3 protein-coding genes and 3 tRNA genes are annotated in these 4,001 nt (G+C 49.2%); 5 read left to right on the top strand and 1 reads right to left on the bottom strand.

All coding sequences use genetic code 11. From position 1 onward, the window contains the following. Nucleotides 1–147: 147 nt before the first annotated feature. Both murB and birA read left to right on the top strand, forming a co-directional pair. Entirely contained in the window at nt 148–1,203 is a 1,056-nt protein-coding gene (murB, locus tag ABLV75_RS02805) for a UDP-N-acetylmuramate dehydrogenase (protein WP_259653295.1), read from the top strand. Next, entirely contained in the window at nt 1,200–2,162 is a 963-nt protein-coding gene (gene birA / locus ABLV75_RS02800) for a bifunctional biotin--[acetyl-CoA-carboxylase] ligase/biotin operon repressor BirA (RefSeq protein ID WP_004109737.1), read from the top strand. The genes murB and birA overlap by 4 nt, the downstream gene beginning before the upstream one ends. 26 nt (nt 2,163–2,188) lie before the next feature. Here birA and coaA read toward each other — a convergent pair whose 3' ends face one another. After that, nucleotides 2,189–3,139, bottom strand: a complete 951-nt coding sequence (gene coaA, locus ABLV75_RS02795; protein WP_004109734.1) for a type I pantothenate kinase — start codon at nt 3,137–3,139, stop codon at nt 2,189–2,191. 439 nt (nt 3,140–3,578) lie between these two features. Between coaA and ABLV75_RS02790 the strand changes: the two genes are divergently transcribed. The 3 genes from ABLV75_RS02790 to ABLV75_RS02780 all read left to right on the top strand — a co-directional run bounded on the left by ABLV75_RS02790 (nt 3,579) and on the right by ABLV75_RS02780 (nt 3,943). Continuing rightward, nucleotides 3,579–3,654 (top strand) — tRNA-Thr (locus ABLV75_RS02790). Between the two features lie 10 nt (nt 3,655–3,664). Further along, nucleotides 3,665–3,749, top strand: a tRNA-Tyr gene (locus ABLV75_RS02785). Nucleotides 3,750–3,868: 119 nt separating this feature from the next. Then, nucleotides 3,869–3,943, top strand: a tRNA-Gly gene (locus ABLV75_RS02780). The last annotated feature ends 58 nt before the right edge of the window (nt 3,944–4,001 follow it).

The following is a 4,001-nucleotide window of genomic DNA, read 5'->3' as shown; positions in this document are numbered from 1 at the left end:
TGCCAGGCATCAAACAAGTGAAGAGCCCATCCTGACGGATGGGCTTTTTGCGTTTCCGGGGTTTAACAATTCCTCCTGATAACGCCATGGTCTCTCGTCAACCCACGACGATCGGGCAAGCCTTCCCTCGCTATATACGGTAAACTAATGCAGATTTTGCATCTGGAAGCCACTATGAGCCACTCACTTAAGCCCTGGAATACCTTCGGTCTTGACCGTTCCGCCAGCGCGATTGTACGCGCCGAAACTGAAAAACAGCTACTGGATGCCTGGCAGAATGCCGTTGCAAAGCGCCAGCCAACTCTTATCCTTGGTGAAGGAAGTAACGTCCTGTTTCTGAAGGATTATTCCGGCACGGTGATTATCAACCGTATTATGGGTATAGAAGTGAGTGAAACACCTGACGCCTGGCATTTGCACGTGGGCGCGGGAGAAAACTGGCATCAGCTGGTACAGTTTGCGCTAAATAATGGAATGCCTGGTCTGGAAAATCTGGCCTTAATTCCTGGCTGCGCCGGCTCCTCGCCGATTCAAAATATTGGAGCTTATGGCCTTGAGTTAAAAAAGGTTTGCCAGTACGTCGATTGTATTGAGCTGGCGACCGGGCAGAAGCAACGACTCACCGCTGCTGAGTGTCGCTTTGGCTATCGGGATAGCATTTTTAAGCATGAGTATCAGGACCGCTATGCCATCGTAGCCGTTGGTTTGATCTTACCAAAGGCATGGCAGCCCGTTTTGACCTATGGCGATTTAACCCGGCTGGATCCGCAAACCGTCACTCCCCAACAGGTATTTGATGCTGTATGCCATATGCGCATGACCAAACTTCCCGATCCAAAAGTGAATGGAAATGCGGGAAGCTTCTTTAAGAACCCGGTTGTTAGCACGGAGAAGGCTAAAGCGCTACTGACCGCCTATCCAAACATCCCTCACTATCCACAGCCCGATGGCAGCATGAAGCTTGCCGCCGGCTGGCTTATCGATCAATGCCAGCTTAAAGGAAAAGTGATTGGCGGTGCAGCGGTACACAGCCAGCAGGCACTGGTATTAATCAATGATAATCAAGCAACCAGTGAGGATGTGGTTAAGCTGGCACACTATGTACGTCAGCAGGTTGGTGAAAAGTTTGATATCTGGCTGCAACCAGAAGTGCGCTTTATTGGCGAAACGGGCGAAGTGAATGCCGAGGAGACTATCGCATGAAAGACTATACCGTCCCTCTGACGCTGATATCCATATTAGCTGACGCTGAATTCCATTCAGGTGAACAACTTGGTGAGCGTTTAGGGATGAGCCGCGCCGCAATCAACAAACACATTCAAACGTTACGCGACTGGGGAATTGACGTCTTCACCGTTCCGGGTAAAGGCTACAGTTTACCTGAGCCCATTCAGCTTCTGGATGAAGAGCAGATCGCCAGGCAGATTGAACACGGGCGGGTCACCGTGCTACCGGTTATTGATTCCACCAACCAGTATCTTATGGACCGACTCGGTGAGCTGCAATCCGGTGATGCCTGCGTGGCTGAATATCAGCAGGCCGGTCGCGGCCGCCGCGGGCGTAAGTGGTTCTCTCCGTTTGGATCTAATCTTTATCTATCAATGTACTGGCGACTGGAGCAGGGCCCTGCCGCCGCCATTGGTTTGAGCCTGGTCATCGGGATCGTGATTGCCGAAGTGCTGCAAAGCCTGGGGGCGGATAAAGTACGGGTAAAATGGCCGAACGACCTCTATTTGCAGGACCGGAAACTGTCCGGGATCCTGGTCGAGCTGACGGGGAAAACCGGCGACGCAGCGCATATCGTTAGCGGCGCAGGGATTAATTTAATGATGCGCCGCGTTGAGTCTGACGTTGTCAATCAGGGCTGGATCAGCCTGCAGGAAGCGGGGATGACTATCGATCGTAATACGTTAGCAGCTTGTCTAATTAAAGAGCTGCGGGCGGGGTTTAAACTTTTTGAGAACGAAGGCTTAGCACCCTATCTGACCCGCTGGGAAAAGCTGGATAACTTTATTAATCGTCCGGTTAAACTTATTATTGGCGATAAAGAAGTCGTGGGTATCTCTCGAGGCATTGATGCTCAAGGAGCATTATTACTGGAGCAAGATGGGGTAATAAAACCCTGGATTGGCGGTGAGATATCATTGCGAAGCGCGGAATAAAAGAAGGGGAGCTGACGCTCCCTTCTTTATTTCCTTAAACGCACCTGATTAACTGAGTGGTTTGCGCTTTTGGTCATTATAAGGCTTGCTCGCTCGCGTGTCGGTAGGATGTTTTCTTTTAAATTCAGAAGATTAATCTCATTCCAGAGCGATGTGGCAACATTAATTGCTTCATCTTTAGACAGCTGAGCATAGCTATGAAAATAGGAGTCCGGGTCGGTAAATGCGCCTTCGCGAAATTTCAAAAAACGGTTGATATACCAGGTCTTAAGCAGTTCTTCTGGCGCATCGACATAAATTGAAAAATCCACAAAGTCCGAAACAAATACATGGTGCGGATCGTGAGGATAATCCATTCCGCTCTGCAGAACATTTAATCCTTCAAGAATTAATATATCAGGCTGAGTAACGGTTTTATCCCCATCAGGAATGACGTCATAAATCAGATGAGAATAGACCGGCGCGGTGGCGTCAGGAACTCCGGATTTCAGGTCGGAGACGAATTTAACCAAGCGGTGCATATCATAAGACTGCGGGAAGCCTTTTTTCTTCATCAGGCCGCGCTCTTTCAGTACGGCGTTAGGATGCAGAAAACCATCCGTAGTAATCAATTCTACGTGACGATGTTCAGGCCAGCGGCTAAGTAAAGCCTGGAGTACGCGCGCGGTGGTGCTTTTCCCGACGGCCACGCTACCCGCAATGCTAATGATGTACGGAATGCGTTGCCCGTTGGTGCCCAGGAATTGTTCCAGTACAGCCTGTCGGCGCAAATTGGAGCTGATATAGAAATTGAGTAAACGCGACAGCGGCAAATAAATTTCCGCTACTTCTTCCAGGGAAAGATCTTCGTTGATGCCTTTTAACCGCGTGATTTCTTCTTCTGTTAGCGTCATCGGAACGGAATCACGAAGTGCAGCCCATTGGTCGCGGTTAAATTGTAGATACGGTGTCATTAACGTTTGCTCTTTTAGGCTCATAAGCATGCTCTTGCAACCGCCGAAGGACATGAAGGCGGAGTGCTTCACACTAGTTAATCAGGACAATGGGCAGGAGGGTAACACCAGATTGCGAGGAATAATAAGAAAAAAACTCATTGAATGATGCTTTCTAAAGGTAGCATCACAGAGATGAATGGTTTAGCAAGGGCATATAAAGTTCTCAGTAGAAGCATCCGGCTCATTCAGTGAATATTGTGACCGGGTTGCGATGTATCGATGCCGCTTTAGCGGTTTGGAAGAGGATTTTGCTCTCTTCGACGATCGTTTCTATGGAGAAGGTTGGCGTATTTTTGTGCTGCTCTGTTTGAAATTACACCATTTTTTCTCGTCAGAGCACAAAATGTGAGCAATAGAACATTTTCTGCAATTTTTTAGTTGCATGAACTCGCAGGTCTCCCTAGAATGCGCGCTACTTGATGCCGACTTAGCTCAGTAGGTAGAGCAACTGACTTGTAATCAGTAGGTCACCAGTTCGATTCCGGTAGTCGGCACCATCAAGTGCCTGGTGGGGTTCCCGAGCGGCCAAAGGGAGCAGACTGTAAATCTGCCGTCATCGACTTCGAAGGTTCGAATCCTTCCCCCACCACCATCTTTCGGCAACGCTTTGCGGAGCCAGAGTTGATTGGTTAAACTGGTCAGCTCAAACAGAAAAAGAGACGCTTCTCTTTTTTTTGTTATAGAAAGAACTGGGTAGCCGAGTTTCAGGATGCGGGCATCGTATAATGGCTATTACCTCAGCCTTCCAAGCTGATGATGCGGGTTCGATTCCCGCTGCCCGCTCCAAACGTGCTGATATGGCTCAGTTGGTAGAGCGCACCCTTGGTAAGGGTGAGGTCCCCAG

The organism is Klebsiella sp. CN_Kp066, assembly GCF_040065135.1.
Classification (GTDB): Bacteria; Pseudomonadota; Gammaproteobacteria; order Enterobacterales; family Enterobacteriaceae; genus Klebsiella; species Klebsiella oxytoca.
Note: the sequence above shows the minus strand (reverse complement) of the source record. Positions and strands in the feature narration are given on the sequence as shown.